General features: G+C 71.9%; 16 protein-coding genes. All 16 read left to right on the plus strand.

Annotated features, from left to right (window positions below; translation table 11 throughout):
- Window position 1 precedes the first annotated feature (1 nt).
- The 16 genes from I0D00_RS10120 to I0D00_RS10195 are packed head-to-tail and all read left to right on the plus strand — an operon-like array spanning window position 2 to window position 15,132.
- The gene (locus I0D00_RS10120) at window positions 2-259 is read left to right on the plus strand and encodes an acyl carrier protein (RefSeq protein WP_213639594.1); all 258 of its coding nucleotides are present in this window, start codon (window positions 2-4) and stop codon (window positions 257-259) included.
- Window positions 256-804 carry a COG4648 family protein gene (locus I0D00_RS10125; RefSeq protein ID WP_213639595.1) on the plus strand — a complete coding sequence of 183 codons (549 nt, stop codon included), beginning with the start codon at window positions 256-258 and terminating at the stop codon, window positions 802-804. Before I0D00_RS10120 ends, I0D00_RS10125 begins: the two co-directional genes overlap by 4 nt.
- Window positions 801-2,465: an acyl-CoA synthetase family protein gene (locus I0D00_RS10130; RefSeq protein ID WP_213639596.1), complete on the plus strand. Its 1,665-nt coding sequence runs from the start codon at window positions 801-803 to the stop codon at window positions 2,463-2,465. Before I0D00_RS10125 ends, I0D00_RS10130 begins: the two co-directional genes overlap by 4 nt.
- Window positions 2,458-3,192: a glycosyltransferase family 2 protein gene (locus tag I0D00_RS10135; RefSeq protein WP_213639597.1), complete on the plus strand. Its 735-nt coding sequence runs from the start codon at window positions 2,458-2,460 to the stop codon at window positions 3,190-3,192. Before I0D00_RS10130 ends, I0D00_RS10135 begins: the two co-directional genes overlap by 8 nt.
- Window positions 3,189-4,133, plus strand: a complete 945-nt coding sequence (locus I0D00_RS10140) for an LpxL/LpxP family acyltransferase (protein WP_213639598.1) — start codon at window positions 3,189-3,191, stop codon at window positions 4,131-4,133. Before I0D00_RS10135 ends, I0D00_RS10140 begins: the two co-directional genes overlap by 4 nt.
- On the plus strand, window positions 4,114-5,655 hold the full coding sequence (locus I0D00_RS10145; protein ID WP_213639599.1) for an HAL/PAL/TAL family ammonia-lyase: 1,542 nt from the start codon (window positions 4,114-4,116) through the stop codon (window positions 5,653-5,655). Before I0D00_RS10140 ends, I0D00_RS10145 begins: the two co-directional genes overlap by 20 nt.
- Window positions 5,648-6,073: an acyl-CoA thioesterase gene (locus tag I0D00_RS10150; RefSeq protein ID WP_213639600.1), complete on the plus strand. Its 426-nt coding sequence runs from the start codon at window positions 5,648-5,650 to the stop codon at window positions 6,071-6,073. Before I0D00_RS10145 ends, I0D00_RS10150 begins: the two co-directional genes overlap by 8 nt.
- The gene (locus I0D00_RS10155; RefSeq protein ID WP_213639601.1) at window positions 6,070-6,675 is read left to right on the plus strand and encodes an outer membrane lipoprotein carrier protein LolA; all 606 of its coding nucleotides are present in this window, start codon (window positions 6,070-6,072) and stop codon (window positions 6,673-6,675) included. Before I0D00_RS10150 ends, I0D00_RS10155 begins: the two co-directional genes overlap by 4 nt.
- The gene (locus I0D00_RS10160) at window positions 6,665-9,049 is read left to right on the plus strand and encodes an MMPL family transporter (RefSeq protein ID WP_246533200.1); all 2,385 of its coding nucleotides are present in this window, start codon (window positions 6,665-6,667) and stop codon (window positions 9,047-9,049) included. The genes I0D00_RS10155 and I0D00_RS10160 overlap by 11 nt, the downstream gene beginning before the upstream one ends.
- On the plus strand, window positions 9,036-10,280 hold the full coding sequence (locus I0D00_RS10165; protein WP_213639602.1) for an NAD(P)/FAD-dependent oxidoreductase: 1,245 nt from the start codon (window positions 9,036-9,038) through the stop codon (window positions 10,278-10,280). Before I0D00_RS10160 ends, I0D00_RS10165 begins: the two co-directional genes overlap by 14 nt.
- A 9-nt stretch (window positions 10,281-10,289) precedes the next feature.
- Window positions 10,290-11,018, plus strand: coding sequence for a class I SAM-dependent methyltransferase (locus I0D00_RS10170; RefSeq protein WP_213639603.1), 729 nt, complete (start codon window positions 10,290-10,292; stop codon window positions 11,016-11,018).
- On the plus strand, window positions 11,015-11,521 hold the full coding sequence (locus tag I0D00_RS10175; protein WP_213639604.1) for a DUF3261 domain-containing protein: 507 nt from the start codon (window positions 11,015-11,017) through the stop codon (window positions 11,519-11,521). The genes I0D00_RS10170 and I0D00_RS10175 overlap by 4 nt, the downstream gene beginning before the upstream one ends.
- Complete coding sequence (locus I0D00_RS10180; protein ID WP_213640262.1) at window positions 11,521-12,720, plus strand: beta-ketoacyl-[acyl-carrier-protein] synthase family protein; 1,200 nt, start codon at window positions 11,521-11,523, stop codon at window positions 12,718-12,720. The genes I0D00_RS10175 and I0D00_RS10180 overlap by 1 nt, the downstream gene beginning before the upstream one ends.
- Window positions 12,717-13,181 carry a hotdog family protein gene (locus I0D00_RS10185; protein ID WP_213639605.1) on the plus strand — a complete coding sequence of 155 codons (465 nt, stop codon included), beginning with the start codon at window positions 12,717-12,719 and terminating at the stop codon, window positions 13,179-13,181. The genes I0D00_RS10180 and I0D00_RS10185 overlap by 4 nt, the downstream gene beginning before the upstream one ends.
- Window positions 13,178-13,906: a 3-oxoacyl-ACP reductase FabG gene (gene fabG / locus I0D00_RS10190; RefSeq protein WP_213639606.1), complete on the plus strand. Its 729-nt coding sequence runs from the start codon at window positions 13,178-13,180 to the stop codon at window positions 13,904-13,906. Before I0D00_RS10185 ends, fabG begins: the two co-directional genes overlap by 4 nt.
- Window positions 13,906-15,132, plus strand: coding sequence for a beta-ketoacyl-ACP synthase (locus tag I0D00_RS10195; protein WP_213639607.1), 1,227 nt, complete (start codon window positions 13,906-13,908; stop codon window positions 15,130-15,132). The genes fabG and I0D00_RS10195 overlap by 1 nt, the downstream gene beginning before the upstream one ends.
- Window positions 15,133-15,155: the final 23 nt, after the last annotated feature.

Below are 15,155 nucleotides of genomic sequence, written 5' to 3' on the forward strand. Positions count from 1 at the left end.
CATGCAGAACCGCGACGAGATTTTCACCACCCTGCGCGATGCCATGGTCGAACTGTTCGAGCTGGACGCCGAACGCATCACTCTCGAGGCCAACCTCTATCAGGACCTGGAGATCGACAGCATCGACGCCGTCGACCTGATCGACCACATCAAGCGCCAGACCGGCAAGAAGATCGCCGCCGAGGAATTCAAGTCGGTGCGCACCGTCGGCGACGTGGTCGAGGCCGTACACCGCCTGGTCAACGCCGCAGCGGAATGAGAGGCCGCCTGATCGGCCTGCTGCTGGTGATCGCCGGCCTGGCCTACCCCTTTGCCGTGTACTTCGGCATCGAGCGGTTGCCACCGCAGGCCTTCGCCGCCCTGCTCGGCGGCCTCTGGCTGGGGCGCCTGCTGCTCGGCGAGCAGCGCCCCGGCAGCCGCTGGATGGCCCTGGCCGCCCTGGCCTTCTGCCTGTTGCTGGGCCTGGCCGGCGAGCCGGCGCTGCTGCGCTGGTACCCGGTGCTGCTCAGCGCCCTGCTGCTGGGCCTGTTCGGCCTCAGCCTGAGGTTCGGCCCGCCACTGGTGGAGCGCCTGGCGCGCCTGCGCGAGCCGCAACTGCCGGAGGTGGCGGTGGGCTACACGCGCAAGGTGACCCAGGTCTGGGCCCTGTTCTTCCTCGCTAACGGCCTGGTGGCCGCCGCCCTGACCCTGTGGGCGCCGCTGGCCTGGTGGACCCTGTACAACGGCCTGATCGCCTACGCCCTGATGGGCCTGCTGTTCGCCGGCGAGTGGCTGCTGCGCCAGCGCGTGCGGAGGAGCGCATGAACTGGATCGCCCCCTCCCGGCTGCTGCTGCCTGCCGATGCCCCACGCCCGGTCTGCCCCGACCTCGACCACGCCGAGCTGTGCCGGCGCGCCCTGGGCCTGGCGGCCTGGCTGCGCGAACGCGACGTCCGCCGCGTCGCCCTGTACCTGGACGACGCCGCCTACCTGGCCATCGCCCTGCTCGCCGCCTGGCGCGCCGGCGCCCAGGTGCTGCTGCCGGCCGACGCCCAGGCGCAGACCCGCCGGCGCCTGGCCGGGCAGCTTGACCTGTGGCTCGATGCGCTGGACCCCGCCGCCACCGCCGCACCCCTGCCCGCCGCGGCCCTGGACCCCGAGCGCTGCCGCCTGACCCTGTGCACCTCCGGCTCCAGCGGCGAGGCCAAGCCGATCGACAAGTCCCTGGGCCAGCTGGCCAACGAGGTCGAGGCGCTGGAGCGGCTGTGGGGCGCCAGCCTCGGCGCGGCGACCATTATCGGCAGCGTCGCCGCCCAGCATATCTACGGCCTGCTGTTCCGCGTGCTCTGGCCGCTGTGCGCCGGCCGCCCGTTCCTGCGGCGCGCCCTGCCGTTCCCCGAGGACCTGCAGCGCGCCAGCCTGGAGGCGCCGTCCGGCTTCGCCTGGGTGGCCAGCCCGGCCCTGCTCAAGCGCATGGGCGACAACCTCGACTGGCCCGCCCTGGCCCCGGTGCGCCGGGTCTTTTCCTCCGGCGGCGCGCTGCCGGCGGAGGCCGCCGCCACGCTGCAGACCCGCCTGGGGCAGTGGCCCACGGAAATCTACGGCAGCTCGGAAACCGGCGGCGTCGCCTGGCGCCAGGGCAGCGAACCCTGGCACCCCTTCGCCGGGGTCGAACCGAGCCTGAACGCCGACGGCGCCCTGCGTATCGCCTCGCCCTATTTACCGGGCGGACACCGCGAACAGACGGCCGACGCCGCCGAGCTGCTGGCCGACGGCCGTTTCATCCTGCGCGGGCGCCTCGACCGCATCGTCAAGCTGGAGGAAAAGCGCATCGCCCTGCCCAGCCTCGAGCAGGCCCTGCTGGACCACGCCTGGGTCGCCGACGTCCGCCTCGGCGTGGTCCAGCAGGGCCGCGCCTACCTCGGCGCCCTGGTCGCCCTGAGCCCGGCCGGCGTGCATGCGCTGCGCAACCAGGGCCGGCGCGCCCTCACCGAGGCGCTGCGCCGGCACCTGTCCGGACACTGCGAAACCATCGCCCTGCCGCGGCGCTGGCGCCTGCTGCGCGAACTGCCCTACAACAGCCAGGGCAAGCTGGTCCAGACAAGCGTCGATGCCCTGATCGCCGCGCCCAGGCCGACCCGGGTCGAACCCCAGTCGGCGCTCGAGCAGGACGGCGAGTGGCGCCTGGAGCTGGAGGTGCCGCTGGACCTGGCGCACTTCTCCGGCCACTTCCCGCAGACCCCGGTGCTGCCCGGCGTGGTGCAGATCGACTGGGCCCAGCAGCTGGCGCGCCGCCTCATCCCCGGGCTGCCGCCGCGCTTCGTCGGCATGGAGGTGCTGAAGTTCCAGCAGCTGGTGCGTCCCGGCGACCGGGTGCAGCTGGCCCTGCGTTTCGACGCCGAGCGCGGCAAGCTGTATTTCGCTTTCCGCAACGGCGAGGCGGCCTGCGCCTCCGGCCGCATCCTGCTGCAGGCCGCCCATGCATAGGCCCTGCGCGGTGATCCCGGTGTACAACCACGAGCACCCCCTGCCGCAGGTGGTCGCGGCGCTGCGCGACGCCGGCCTGCCCTGCGTGCTGGTGGACGATGCCTCCGGCCCGGCCTGCGCCGCGGTGATCGACGAACTGGCGCGGCAGCCCGATTGCTTTTTGCTGCGCCTGGCGGCCAACCAGGGCAAGGGCGGCGCGGTCATGGCCGGGCTGCGCGAGGCGGCGCGCCTGGGTTTCAGCCATGCGCTGCAGGTGGACGCCGACGGCCAGCACGACCTGAGCGATGTCGAGCGCTTCCTCGCCCGCTCGCAAGAACAGCCCCAGGCGCTGATCTGCGGCTACCCGCAGTACGACGCCAGCGTGCCCAAGGGCCGCCTCTACGCCCGCTACCTGACCCATGTCTGGGTGTGGATCAACAGCCTGTCGCTGTCGATCCGCGACGCCATGTGCGGCTTCCGCGTCTACCCGCTGGCGGCCACGGTGGCGCTGCTCGACTCGACCCGGCTCGGCCGGCGCATGGACTTCGACCCGGAGATCCTGGTGCGCCTGGCCTGGCGCAACCAGCCGATGCACTGGCTGCCCACCAAGGTGCATTACCCGCTGGACGGCCTCTCGCACTTTCGCCTGCTGCACGACAACGCGCTGATCTCCAAGATGCACGCCAAGCTGTTCTTCGGCATGCTGCTGCGCGCGCCGCTGATCCTCTGGCGGCGGTGGCGCGGATGAACGAGCAGGCGAAGAGCGGCCACTGGGCCGGCCAGCGCGAGCGCGGCAGCCTCCTGCTGATGAGACTCACCGCCCTGGCCGCCCGCCATCTAGGCCGCCGCGCCCTGAGCCCATTGCTGCATGCCATAGTGCTGTACTTCTTCCTGTTCGGCGGCCAGGCGCGGCGCAGCATCCGCGACTACCAGCGCCACCTGGCCGCCTGGAGCGGGCGCGCCGAGCTGCAGCCGACCCGGCGCTCGGTGTTCCGCCAGTTCATGGCCTTCGCCGACGCCCTGCTCGACAAGCTGGACATCTGGCGCGGCGCCCTGGGTCTGGAGCGAGTCAGCCTGCACGACCCCCACGACCTGCGCAGCCAGTTGCGTGGCGCCCGCGGGCAGCTGCTGGTCGGCGCCCACCTGGGCAACCTCGAGGTGTGCCGCGCCCTGGCCGAACTCGGCGAGCAGGTACGGATGAACGTGCTGGTGCACACCAAGCACGCCGAGCAGTTCAACCGCCTGCTGGGCGAGGCCGGCGCCAGCCACCTGCGCCTGATCCAGGTCAGCGAGCTGGACCCGGCGATCATGCTGCAACTGTCCGAGCGCCTGGAGCGCGGCGAGTGGCTGGCGATCGCCGGCGACCGCGTGCCGCTGCACGGCGGGCGCAACGTCACCGTGGACTTCCTCGGCCACCCGGCCGCCTTCCCCCAGGGCCCCTGGCTGCTGGCCGGCCTGCTGCGCTGCCCGGTCAACCTGCTGAGCTGCCTGAAGATCGACGGCCGCTACCAGGTGGCCCTGGAGCCCTTCGCCGCACAGGTGCAGTGGAGGCGCGGCGAGCGCGAGGCGGTGATCCACGGCTGGGTGCAGCGCTATGCCGAGCGCCTCGGCCGGCGCTGCCTGGAAGCCCCCCACCAATGGTTCAACTTCTATCCGTTCTGGAAATCACATGACGACACTTCAGCCTGAGCCGGTGATCTTCGGCGAAGCCCACCTGAGCATCGAACAGCTGGTCGGCCTGGCCCAGCGCCGCGCCCAGGCGCTGCTGCAGGACGACCCGGCGTTTCGCGAGAAGATCGCCAAGGGCGCGCGCTTCGTCGAGCGCCTGCTGGACAAGGAAGGGGTGATCTACGGCATCACCACCGGCTACGGCGACTCCTGCGTGGTGCCGGTGCCGCTGCACCAGGTCGAGGCGCTGCCGCGTCACCTCTACACCTTCCACGGCTGCGGCCTGGGCCGGCTGCTGGACGAGGAAGCCACCCGCGCGGTGCTGGCCGCACGCCTGCAGTCGCTGTGCCACGGCGTCTCCGGGGTGCGCGTGGAGCTGCTCGAGCGGCTGCAGGCCTTCCTCGACCAGGATGTGCTGCCGCTGATCCCCGAGGAGGGCTCGGTCGGCGCCAGCGGCGACCTGACCCCGCTGTCCTATGTCGCCGCCACCCTGAGCGGAGAACGCGAAGTCATGTACCAGGGCGAGCGCCGCGCCGCCGCCGAGGTCCACGCCGAGCTGGGCTGGACGCCGCTGGTGCTGCGCCCCAAGGAAGCCCTGGCGCTGATGAACGGCACCGCGGTGATGACTGCCCTGGCCTGCCTGGCCTACGCCCGCGCCGACTACCTGCTGAAATTGGCCACGCGCATCACCGCCCTCAACGTGGTGGCGTTGCAGGGTAATCCCGAACACTTCGACGAACGCCTGTTCGCCGCCAAGCCACACCCGGGGCAGACCCAGGTGGCCGCCTGGCTGCGCCGGGACCTGGCCATCGACGCGCCTACCGCGCCGCTGCACCGCCTGCAGGACCGCTACTCGCTGCGCTGCGCGCCCCATGTGCTGGGCGTGCTGGCCGACAGCCTGGGCCTGCTGCGGCAGTTCATCGAGACCGAGCTGAACAGCGCCAACGACAACCCGCTGATCGACGCCGAGGCCGAGCGGGTGCTGCACGGCGGGCACTTCTACGGCGGCCATATCGCCTTCGCCATGGACAGCCTGAAGAACCTGGTGGGCAACGTCGCCGACCTGCTCGACCGCCAGCTCGCCCTGCTGGTGGACGTGCGCTACAACCACGGCCTGCCGAGCAACCTGTCCGGCGCCCCGGCCGCGACGGCGATGATCAACCACGGCTTCAAGGCGGTGCAGATCGGCGCCAGCGCCTGGACCGCCGAGGCGCTGAAGAACGGCATGCCGGCGAGCCTGTTCTCGCGCTCCACCGAGTGCCACAACCAGGACAAGGTGAGCATGGGCACCATCGCCGCCCGCGACGCCCTGCGCAGCCTGGAGCTGACCGAGCAGGTCGCCGCCGCCACGCTGCTGGCCGCCAACCAGGGCGTCTGGCTGCGCCTGCGCGGCGGCCACCAGGCCCTGCCGGCGCCGCTGGCGGCCATGCGCGCGCAGCTGGCGGCCGATTTCCCGCCGGTGATCGAGGACCGCGGCCTGGAAGCCGAACTGCGCCTGTGCCTGACGCGCATCCGCAGCCAGCACTGGAGGCTCTATGCGTAGCCGCGGCGTGCTGCAGGCAGAGATCGAGCTGGTCGTGCCGTTCTTCGATGTCGACTCGATGGAAGTGGTCTGGCACGGCCACTATGTCAAGTACTTCGAGGAGGCACGCTGCGCCCTGCTGGACAGGCTCGGCCACAACTACCGGCAGATGCGCGAGGCCGGCTACGCCTGGCCGGTCATCGACCTGCAGCTGCGCTATATCCGCGGCGCCCGGTTCGGCCAGCGCCTTAAGGTGCGCGCCGACCTGGTGGAGTGGGAGAACCGCCTGAAGATCCACTACCTGATCAGCGACGCGGCCAGCGGCGAGCGCATGACCCGCGGCAGCAGCGTGCAGGTGGCGGTGGCGATCGCCAGCCGCGAGATGCTCCTGGCCTCGCCCCGGGTGCTGGTCGAGGCGGTGGAGCGGGCACTGGCATGAGTCCGCTGCGCCGCCTGCTCGCCGCCCTCGCCCTCGGTCTGCTGGCCACGCCTCCGGCGTGGGCCTTCGACCTCGACCAGCTCGGTGCCCGGCTGGCGACCCAGGCGGTGGTCCGCGGCCCCTTCGTTCAGGAGAAGCACCTGCGCGCCCTGGAGCGCCCGCTGACCAGCCGCGGCCAGTTCGTGCTGTCCGCCGAGCATGGCCTGCTCTGGCAGCTGCGCAGCCCCCTGCAACTGGACTACCGCATCGACCGGGCCGGCGTCGCCCGCCATACCGGCAGCGGCTGGCAAGCGCTGCCCGGCCAGGACATGGCCGCCCAGCAGAGCCGGCTGTTCCTCGCCCTGCTGCGCGGCGACCGCTCGGGCCTGGAGCGCGACTTCGACCTGCGCCTGAGCGGCAGCGGCGAGGCCTGGACGCTGCGGCTGACCCCGCGTGCCCTGCTGCTCAGACAGGTCTTCAGCGCCATCCACATCCAGGGCGGCGCCCAGGTCGAGCGCATCGAGCTGCTGGAGACCCAGGGCGACCGCACCCTGCTGCGCCTGCCGCAGAGCCGGGCGGACGTTGCCCTCCAGGCGCAGGAGCGCGACGCCTTTGCGCCCTGACCGCCCGACGCTCGAACGCCAGCTGCCCCGACTGTTCCTGGTCCTGCTGCTGGCCCTGCTGGTCCTGACCGCCTGGCAGTGGCGCCACGGTCCGCCGCTGTCGGCCGGCCTGCTCGACCTGCTGCCCCGGGGCAGCGGCGACGCACGCCTGGAGCAGGCCGAGCGACGCATGCAGGAGCCGCTCAATCGCGAGCTGCTGCTGCTGATCGGCCATCCGCAACGCCAGCAGGCCATCGACCTGGCCCGGCAGCTCGGTCGGGACTGGCAAGCCAGCGGGCGCTTCGCCCAGGTGCAGTGGCGCCTGGAGGCCGACCTCGCGGCCGTGCGCCAGCAGCTGCACGCCAGCCGCCTGGCCCTGCTGCCGTCCGCGGACCGCCGACTGCTGGTCGAGCAACCGGACGCCTTTATCCAGCAACGCGCCGCCGAGCTGTTCGACAGCTTCGCCGGCCACGGCCTGCTGCCCGCCGCGCAGGACTGGCTGGGCCTGGGCCTGCGCGCCCAGCAGGCCATCGCCGCCCAGGGGCCGGTGCAGGCCGACCTCGGCAGCGGCGTCCTGCTGCTGGAGGCGGACGGCATGAGCTGGGCGCTGCTGCGCGCCCGCAGCCACGCCGATGCCTTCGACCTGCAGGCGCCACCGGCCATCGCCGCCGAGCTGCAACGGGTGCGCGCGGCGCTGCAGCAGCAGGGCGCCCAGCTGCTGGCCAGCAGCGGCGTGCTCTACGCCGCCGCCGGCCAGGCCCGGGCCAGCCGCGAGATCGGCCTGCTCGGCGGCGCCGCGCTGCTCGGCACCCTGCTGCTCCTGCTGCTGGCCTATCGTCGAGCCTCGGCACTGCTCGGCCTGCTGCCGGTGGCCGTGGCCCTGCTCGCCGGCTGTGCCGCCTGCGTGCTGGTGTACGGCCAGGTCAATGCGCTGACCCTGGTGCTCGGCGCCAGCCTGATCGGCGTGGCCGCGGACTTCCCCCAGCACTACCTGAGCAAGAGCTGGGGCCCGCTACCCTGGCACAGCTGGAGCGCCCTGCGCGCCACCCTGCCGGGCCTCAGCCTGAGCCTGGCGACCAACCTGATCGGCTACCTGGCCCTGGCCTTCACCCCGTTTCCGGCGCTGAGCCAGATCGCCCTGTTCTCCGCCGCCGGCCTGATCGGCGCCTACCTGTGCGCGGTGTGCCTGCTGCCCGCCTGGCTCAGTGGCGTGCACCTGCGTCCGGCGCCGGCCCTGCTCGGCAGTGCCGCGCGCCTGCTGGACTGGCGCAGGCGCCTGCTCGCCAGCACCGGCAGCCGAGCGCCGCTGGCTCTGCTCCTGCTGTTCTGTGGCGGCGGCCTGTGGCAGCTGCAGACGCAGAACGACCTGCGCCAGTGGCTGGGCGCCGAACCGCAGCTGCAAGCCGAGGCGCGGCGCATCGCCGAGCTGACCGGCCAGCAGCCGACCAGCCAGTTCTTCCTAGTGCGCGCCCGCGACGAGGCGCAACTGCTGCAGCGCCAGGCCGCGCTGAGCGCACGCCTGGACGCGACGGTCGCCAGCGGCCAGCTGCGCGGCTATCGCGCCCTCAGCCAGCTGGTCGCGCCGCCCGCCGAACTGCACAGCCTGCACGGCGCCCTGCAGCGGCTGCCGCAACACTGGCAGCCGCTGCTGCAACTGGGCCTGGCGGAAGCGGCGCTGCAGGCCGAGCTGGCCGCCCTGCTCGACAGCCCGCAGCCGAGCCTGGAGCAGGCCCTGGCCGGGCCTCTGGGCGAGCCCTGGCGCCCGCTGTGGCTCGGCGCCGAGGCCGACGGCAGCGTCGCCGGACTGGTCAGCCTGCAGGGCCAGGCCGAGGTGGCGCTCCTGCGCCGCGCCGCCGCGGGGCTGGACGGCGTGCAGCTGGTCGACCGCCTCGGCGAGCTGAACCGGCTGTTCGCCGCCACTCAGCTCGGCGCCGCCGAGCTCAAGCTGCTGTCCTGCCTGGCGATCGTCCTGCTGCTGTGCCTGCCCTTCGGCCTGGCCGGCGCGTTGCGGGTGGTCGGCCTGCCGCTGCTGGCGGCCCTGGCGGCGGCGGCCTGCCTCGGCTGGCTGGGCCAGCCGCTAACCCTGTTCAGCCTGTTCGGCCTGCTGCTGATCACCGCCATCGGCGTCGACTACTGCATCCTCCAGCGCGAGGCCATCGGCGGCGCGGCGGTGAGCCTGCTCGGCACCCTGCTGGCGGCGCTGACCAGCTGGCTGTCGTTCGGCCTGCTGCTGCTCAGCCAGACCCCGGTGATCGCCAACTTCGGCCTGGCCGTCAGCCTCGGCCTGTTCTTCGCCTTCCTCCTGGCGCCCTGGGCCCGCCCGCCCGCGGCCAGCAACGAGCTGTGCATCAGCCCTACCCATAACGAGGCACGAAGCCCCCATGAAGTCTCCTGAAGTCGAACAGCGCCGGGTCGTGGTGATCGGCGCCGGCCCCTCCGGGGCCATCGCCAGCGCCCTGCTCAAGCGTCACGGCCATGACGTGCTGGTGCTGGAGCGCCAGCGCTTCCCGCGCTTCTCCATCGGCGAGAGCCTGCTGTCCCATTGCCTGGACTTCGTCGAGGAGGCCGGGATGCTCGAGGCGGTGCGCGCCGCCGGTTTCCAGGCCAAGCACGGCGCGGCCTTCGCCTGGGGCGAGCGCTATACCGACTTCGACTTCCGCGACACCTTCACCCCGGGCCAGGGCTCCACCTTCCAGGTGCAACGCGCCCAGTTCGACCAGCTGCTGGCCGACGAGGCGGTCCGCCAGGGCGTGGAGATCCGTTTCGAGGAGGAGATAGTCGCCGCCGACTTCGCCGGCGACTGCCCGCGCCTCGGGGTGCGCCGCCAGGATGGCAGCCAGTACCAGGTGGAAACCGCCTTCGTCCTCGATGCCAGCGGCTACGGCCGGGTGCTGCCGCGCCTGCTCGACCTCGACCTGCCGTCGGACTTCCCGGTGCGCCAGGCGCTGTTCACCCACCTGGAGGACCGCATCGACGACCCGGCCTTCGACCGCGAGAAGATCCTCATCACCACCCACCCCGAGCTGCGCGACCTGTGGTTCTGGACCATCCCCTTCAGCAACGGCCGCTGCTCCCTCGGCGTGGTGGCCGACGCCGGCCGCTACCAGGGCCGCGACAGCGACCTGGCGGCCTGCCTGCGCCAGTTCGTCGCCGAGACCCCGTCCCTGGCCCGGGTGCTGGCCAATGCCGTATGGGATACCCCGGTGCGCGCCCTCGGCGGCTATGCGGCCAACGTCAAGCGCCTGCACGGCCCGGGCTTCGCCCTGCTGGGCAACGCCGCGGAGTTCCTCGACCCGGTGTTCTCCTCCGGGGTGACCATCGCCATGCGCTCGGCGAGCATGGCCGCCGGCCTGCTGCATCGCCAGCTCGGCGGCGAGGCGGTGGACTGGCAGCGCGACTTCGCCGAACCGCTCAAGCGCGGCGTGGACTGCTTCCGCACCTACGTCGAGGGCTGGTACGACGGTTCCTTCCAGGACGTCATCTACTACCAGCACGCCTCGCCGGAGATCCGCCGGATGATCAGCTCGATTCTCGCCGGCTACGCCTGGGACCCGCGCAACCCCTATGTCGCCGAACCCAAGCGGCGCCTGCGGGTGCTGGCCGAACTCTGTGCGACGAGCGCATAAGGACGATCGATGAAGCGCGCCGCCACCACCTATGTCGAGGAGACCGGCTTCGGTTTCTGGTTCCTGCAGAGCCATGTCTGGCAGCACCATGTGCTGCGCGTGGCGATCGACGACCTCGAGGGCCTGATCGACCGGCCGCTGCCGAGCGCCCCGGTGCTGCTCGACGCCGGCTGCGGCCAGGGCAAGTCCTTCGCCCTGCTCCAGGCGGCCTTCCGCCCGGCCCGGCTGATCGGCCTGGACGCCGATCCCCACAGCCTCGCGTGCTCGCGCACCGAGGCCGAGCGCCAGGGCCTGGAGGTGCAGCTGATCGCCAGCGACTGCGCGGCCATCCAGCTGGCCGACGCCAGCGTCGACCTGCTGTTCTGCCACCAGACCTTCCACCACCTGGTCGAGCAGGAGAAGGCCCTCGCCGAGTTCTGGCGGGTGCTCAAGCCCGGCGGCCTGCTGCTGTTCGCCGAGTCGACCAAGTTCTACATCGACACCTGGGTGATCCGCTGGCTGTTCCGCCACCCCATGCAGGTGCAGAAGAGCGCCGAGCAGTACCTGGCGATGCTGCGCGAGCAGGGCTTCGAGTTCGCCGCGCGCAACGTCTCCTATCCCTACCTGTGGTGGAGCCGGGCCCGGGACTTCGGCCTGCTGGAGCGCCTGGGCATTCGCCGGCCCAAGCCGTTCGGCCAGCGCGACGAGACCCTGGTCAACGTCGCGGCGCGCAAGCCGCTGGCGCCTGTCGCTCGATGATCCGCGCCACCCTGCTCGGCCTCTGCCTGCTGCTCGGCGCCTGCGCCGCGCGCACGCCGCTGCCGCTGCCGCTGGCCAATCCGAGCCTGGTGGCGCCCCTGCCGCTGTCGCTGCATGTCCAGCGCGAGCAGGCCGGCCGGCACCAGGACTGGCTGCTGGTGCTGCAGGCCGAGGGCGAGGCGCTGCACTGGTCGCTGCTCGACCCGCTCGGCGTGCCGCTGGCACGGCAGCGCCTGAGCCAGGGCCAGTGGCGGGACGACGGCCTGCTGCCGCCCAACGCCGAGGCCCGCGAACTGTTCGCCGCCCTGCTGTTCGCCCTGACCCCGGCCGCGGCGCTGCCGAGCCGCTACACCCGCGGCAGCTGGACACTGACGGCCGAGGATCGGCGCCGACTTAACCCGGCGTGGCGAATCCGCTACCGTGCACCGCTGGATTTCACCCTGCACAACCCGCCTGGCCCGCGCTACCGGGTCCGGCCACTCGCCCCCGAAGAAGGTTCATGATGCCCAGTTACCTCAACGCCCTCGGCCTGCTCTGCGCCCTCGGCCGCGGCCAGCCGGCAGTGGCCGAGGGCCTGTTCGCCGGCGCGGCCGCCGGCATGCGCGCCGAGGACGGCTGGGTCGCCGGGCGCCGCCTGACGGTGGGCAGCGTGCCCGGCGCATTGCCAGCGATGCCCACGGGCTGCGAGTCGGCCCAGAGCCGCAACAATCAGCTGCTGCTGGCCGCCGCCCTGGAGATCGAACCGCAGATCCGCGCCGCCATCGCCCGCTACGGCGCGAGCCGCGTCGGCGTGGTGATCGGCACCAGCACCTCAGGCATCCACGAGGCCAGCCAGAACATTGCCCGCTTCGTGGAGGATGGCGCGCTGCCCGCCGACTACCGGTACGCGCAACAGGAAATGGTCGCACCGGCAGCCTTCCTCGCCGACTGGCTGGGCCTGAGCGGCCCGACCTACTGCCTGTCCACCGCCTGCACCTCCAGCGCCCGCGCCCTGCTCAGCGCCCATCGGCTGCTGCAGCAGGGGCTGTGCGACGCGGTGCTGTGCGGCGGCGCCGACAGCCTGTGCCGGCTGACCCTGAGCGGCTTCGCCGCCCTGGAGGCGGTGTCGGCCGAGCCCTGCACCCCCTTCTCGGTGAACCGCCAGGGCATCAATATCGGCGAGGGCGCGGCGCTCTTCCTGATGACCCGGGAGCCGTCGGCGGACGCATCGTCCCCCATCGCCCTGCTCGGCGGCGGCGCCAGCTCCGACGCCTACCACATCTCCGCGCCGCAGCCCGAGGGCCTGGGCGCCCAGCAGGCGATGCGCAGCGCCCTGGCCGCCGCCGGCCTGGCCGCCGAGCAGATCGACTACCTCAACCTGCATGGCACCGCCACCACGCACAACGACGCCATGGAGAGCCTGGCGGTGCAGGCGCTGTTCCCCGCAGGGGTGCCCTGCTCCTCGACCAAGCCCCTGAGCGGCCACTGCCTGGGCGCGGCCGGGGCCCTGGAGGCGGCCTTCTGCTGGCTGACCCTGAGCGCGCACAACCACGACCGGCGCCTGCCCCCGCACCTGTGGGATGGCCAGGCCGATCCGCAGCTGCCGCCCCTGGCGCTGGTGGCGCCGGGCGCCCGGGCCGAGCGGCCGCCGCGCTACCTGATGAGCAACTCCTTCGCCTTCGGCGGCAGCAACCTGTCGCTGATTCTGGGTACCCCGTCATGATCCCGTGGCCGATCGCCGAACTGCTGCCCCATGCCGGCGACATGATCCTCATCGACGAGGTCCTGAGCTTCGACGCGGACAGCATCGTGACCCGCCTGTGCGTGCGCCCGGGCGGGCTGTTCAGCCAGGCCGACGGCAGCCTGCCGGCCTGGGTCGGCATCGAGCTGATGGCCCAGAGCGTCGCCGCCTACGCCGGCTGCCAGGCGCGCCAGGCCGGGCGGCCGGTGCAGCTGGGCTTCCTCCTCGGCACGCGCAACTTCCGCTGCGACGTCGAACGCTTTGCCGCCGGCAGCGAGCTGCGCATCCGCGCGCTGCGTTCGCTGCAGGACGACAACGGCATGGGCGTGTTCGAATGCCACCTGCACGGCCCGGGCCTCCATGCCGAAGCCCGCCTCAACGTGTTCTGCCCGCCGCAGATCGACAGCTACCTCCAAGAACCCCCTCAGGAAACCGACTCATGACCGACCCGATTCTGGTGACCGGCTCCAGCCGCGGCATCGGCCGCGCCATCGCCCTGCGCCTGGCCCGCGCCGGCCACGACCTGGTGCTGCACTGCCGCGCGCGGCGCGACGAGGCCGAGGCGGTGCAGGCGCAGATCCAGGCCCTGGGCCGCAGCGCGCGCATCCTGCAGTTCGACATAGCCGACCGCGGCGCCTGCCGCGCCCAGCTGGAGGCCGACGTCGAGGCCCACGGCGCCTACTACGGCGTGGTCTGCAACGCCGGCCTGACCCGCGACGGCGCCTTCCCGGCGCTGAGCGAGGACGACTGGGACCAGGTGCTGCGCACCAACCTGGACGGCTTCTACAACGTCCTGCAGCCCCTCACCATGCCGATGATCCGCCGCCGCCAGCCGGGGCGCATCGTCTGCATCACCTCGGTGTCGGGGCTGATCGGCAACCGCGGCCAGGTCAACTACAGCGCCGCCAAGGCCGGCGTGATCGGCGCCGCCAAGGCCCTGGCGATCGAGTTGGGCAAGCGCAGGATCACGGTCAACTGCGTGGCGCCCGGGCTGATCGACACCGACATGCTCGACGAGCAGGTGCCCGTCGAGGAGCTGCTCAAGATGATCCCGGCGCAGCGCCTGGGCACCCCGGAGGAAGTGGCCGGCGCGGTGAATTTTCTGATGTCCGAGGAGGCGGCCTACATCACCCGCCAGGTCCTCGCGGTCAACGGTGGGTTGTGCTGATGAAACGAGTGGTAGTGACCGGCATGGCCGGCATCACCTCGCTGGGCGAGGACTGGGCGAGCATCGAGGCGGCCTTTCGTGGCAACCGCAGCGGCATCCGCTACATGCACGAATGGGACAGGTTCACTGAACTGAACACCCGCCTCGGCGGCCCGATCGACGACTTCGCCGTGCCCAGACACTGGACCCGCAAGCAGACCCGCAGCATGGGCCGGGTGTCCAAGCTGGCGGTCTACGCCGCCGAACGGGCCCTGGAAGATGCCGGCCTGCTCGGCGATCCGTGCATCCAGGACGGCCGCATGGGGGTGGCCTGCGGCTCCTCCACCGGCAGCACCGACGAGATCAAGACCTTCGGCAACATGCTGCTCAACTCGGTGGCCGACGGCCTCAACGCCAACTCCTACGTGCGCATGATGCCGCACACCACCGCGGCCAATATCAGCATCTTCTTCGGCCTCAAGGGACGCCTGATCCCCACCTCCAGCGCCTGCACCAGCGGCAGCCAGGGGATCGGTTACGCCTATGAGGCGATCAAGTTCGGCCGCCTGCCGCTGATGCTCGCCGGCGGTGCCGAGGAGCTGTGCCCCACCGAGGCCATGGTGTTCGACGCGCTCTACGCCACCAGCCTGAAGAACGCCACGCCGCACAGCTCGCCGCGCCCCTACGACAGCGGCCGCGACGGCCTGGTGATCGGCGAAGGCGCCGGCATCCTGGTGCTCGAGGAGCTGGAACATGCCCTGGCCCGCGGTGCACAGATCCACGCCGAAATCGTCGGCTTCGGCAGCAACGCCGATGGCCAGCACACCACCAAGCCGGAACAGACCACCATGCGCCGCGCCATGCAGCTGGCCCTGGAAGACGCCGGCCTGACCCCCGCAGCCATCAGCTACGTCAACGGCCACGGCACCGCCACCGAACAGGGCGATGTCGCCGAATCCCTGGCCACCAGCAGCCTGTTCGGCCCAGGCATGCCGATCAGCTCGCAGAAGAGCTTCCTCGGCCACACCCTCGGCGCCTGCGGCGCCCTGGAGTCCTGGTTCAGCATCGAGATGATGAACCGCGACAGCTACGTGCACACCCTCAACCTGGACGAGGTGGACCCGGCCTGCGGCGAACTGGACTACCTGCGCGGCGAGATGCGGCCGATGAGCAACGAGTACGTGATGAACAACAACTTCGCCTTCGGCGGGGTCAACACCTCGCTGATCTTCCGTCGCTGGCATTAACCGCAAGACCAAAGGAGATCAAG

It is taken from the genome of Pseudomonas lalucatii (assembly GCF_018398425.1).
In the GTDB taxonomy this organism is placed as follows: domain Bacteria; phylum Pseudomonadota; class Gammaproteobacteria; order Pseudomonadales; family Pseudomonadaceae; genus Aquipseudomonas; species Aquipseudomonas lalucatii.

What these genes read in the sequence shown, in the direction of transcription:
- I0D00_RS10120 (WP_213639594.1), top strand. Translation starts at nt 2, where the DNA reads ATGCAGAACCGCGACGAGATTTTCACCACCCTGCGCGATGCCATGGTC.
- I0D00_RS10125 (WP_213639595.1), top strand. Translation starts at nt 256, where the DNA reads ATGAGAGGCCGCCTGATCGGCCTGCTGCTGGTGATCGCCGGCCTGGCC.
- I0D00_RS10130 (WP_213639596.1), top strand. Translation starts at nt 801, where the DNA reads ATGAACTGGATCGCCCCCTCCCGGCTGCTGCTGCCTGCCGATGCCCCA.
- I0D00_RS10135 (WP_213639597.1), top strand. Translation starts at nt 2,458, where the DNA reads ATGCATAGGCCCTGCGCGGTGATCCCGGTGTACAACCACGAGCACCCC.
- I0D00_RS10140 (WP_213639598.1), top strand. Translation starts at nt 3,189, where the DNA reads ATGAACGAGCAGGCGAAGAGCGGCCACTGGGCCGGCCAGCGCGAGCGC.
- I0D00_RS10145 (WP_213639599.1), top strand. Translation starts at nt 4,114, where the DNA reads ATGACGACACTTCAGCCTGAGCCGGTGATCTTCGGCGAAGCCCACCTG.
- I0D00_RS10150 (WP_213639600.1), top strand. Translation starts at nt 5,648, where the DNA reads ATGCGTAGCCGCGGCGTGCTGCAGGCAGAGATCGAGCTGGTCGTGCCG.
- I0D00_RS10155 (WP_213639601.1), top strand. Translation starts at nt 6,070, where the DNA reads ATGAGTCCGCTGCGCCGCCTGCTCGCCGCCCTCGCCCTCGGTCTGCTG.
- I0D00_RS10165 (WP_213639602.1), top strand. Translation starts at nt 9,036, where the DNA reads ATGAAGTCTCCTGAAGTCGAACAGCGCCGGGTCGTGGTGATCGGCGCC.
- I0D00_RS10170 (WP_213639603.1), top strand. Translation starts at nt 10,290, where the DNA reads ATGAAGCGCGCCGCCACCACCTATGTCGAGGAGACCGGCTTCGGTTTC.
- I0D00_RS10175 (WP_213639604.1), top strand. Translation starts at nt 11,015, where the DNA reads ATGATCCGCGCCACCCTGCTCGGCCTCTGCCTGCTGCTCGGCGCCTGC.
- I0D00_RS10180 (WP_213640262.1), top strand. Translation starts at nt 11,521, where the DNA reads ATGCCCAGTTACCTCAACGCCCTCGGCCTGCTCTGCGCCCTCGGCCGC.
- I0D00_RS10185 (WP_213639605.1), top strand. Translation starts at nt 12,717, where the DNA reads ATGATCCCGTGGCCGATCGCCGAACTGCTGCCCCATGCCGGCGACATG.
- fabG (WP_213639606.1), top strand. Translation starts at nt 13,178, where the DNA reads ATGACCGACCCGATTCTGGTGACCGGCTCCAGCCGCGGCATCGGCCGC.
- I0D00_RS10195 (WP_213639607.1), top strand. Translation starts at nt 13,906, where the DNA reads ATGAAACGAGTGGTAGTGACCGGCATGGCCGGCATCACCTCGCTGGGC.